Annotated in this window: 1 protein-coding gene and 1 pseudogene; both read right to left on the reverse strand. The window is 47.2% G+C overall.

What is annotated here, in order from left to right; all coding sequences use genetic code 11:
• A pseudogene (locus BCU91_RS06105) lies at positions 1-563 on the reverse strand (AAA family ATPase); the annotation flags it as partial.
• The coding region (locus tag BCU91_RS06110) for a VPA1267 family protein (RefSeq protein WP_198590443.1) at positions 560-928 on the reverse strand (369 nt) is incomplete at its 5' end. The gene BCU91_RS06110 and the pseudogene BCU91_RS06105, both read right to left, overlap by 4 nt.

Consider the following 928-nt stretch of genomic DNA (forward strand, 5'->3'; position numbering starts at 1 on the left):
AGTCGTTGCTGCACACTGGCAGGGATGTTGTACTCGCTCATCCAGTTGCAATGAGCCAGATTTTTATATTTGGCGTACCCCTTAAAGAGCGCTTCCACTGAATCTTCACTCAAAATCGATGTCAGACGCTTTCTGGACTCTGGGGTGTCATTTCTCAGTGTGGCATGGAAGTCTTTACCCAAGAGCTGCCAGAGCGCTCTAGCTTTGCTTTCGCCAATACCCTTGAAGTCACTTTCTCTGGCGATAAATCGTATCAGTTGCTCACCTGTTTCGGGCAGCGTGCATTCAATATGCTTGGGTGATTCATACGTGTGCTGCTGCATTACATAATCACCCATCTCCATATTTTCTATCTGGCGAGCGCCTTTGACTGACCAATGCTGACCCAGCGTTGGAAGTACAGGGATGCTATCGGGGTCGGCTTTGATGGTGACGTAATACTTCCCACTATTAGTTTTGTAAGAGTCTTTCGCCAATGGTACACCGCTGAATATCACCATCTTGGTCGAGCGATAAGGGATACTGGTTACACGCATTTGGTCTTCATGCAAAGCGCTATTCATCGTGGTATCAACCCCATTTCAGATAAGGTTTCAGATAGCTCACCAAAGCGCTCAAGTCGCTTTTCAAGCTCCTTGACCTTGGCTTTCAATTCAATGTTCTCAGCTTCTAATGACGACACCCGCTTTGAATCGAGCAGCTTTCGATTTGCTGTGTTGTCGTAGGCTTGAGGTTTACCCTCATTCTTCTTGGCAGCGTCGGTCAACGGTGGCAGGACACCTTTACCACGCAGCTCATCTTCTAAGGCTTTGAGTGCTTTCTTGAGGGCAGGGTTTTGGTTTAACGCCGATTTGCCACAACCGATACCCTTTGCCACTTCAATACGATTAAGCTGACCTCTGAACACTATTTGTTTAAACTCATCGTC

Origin of the sequence: Shewanella sp. 10N.286.52.B9 (assembly GCF_002873635.1) — a bacterium.
Taxonomy (GTDB): domain Bacteria; phylum Pseudomonadota; class Gammaproteobacteria; order Enterobacterales; family Shewanellaceae; genus Shewanella.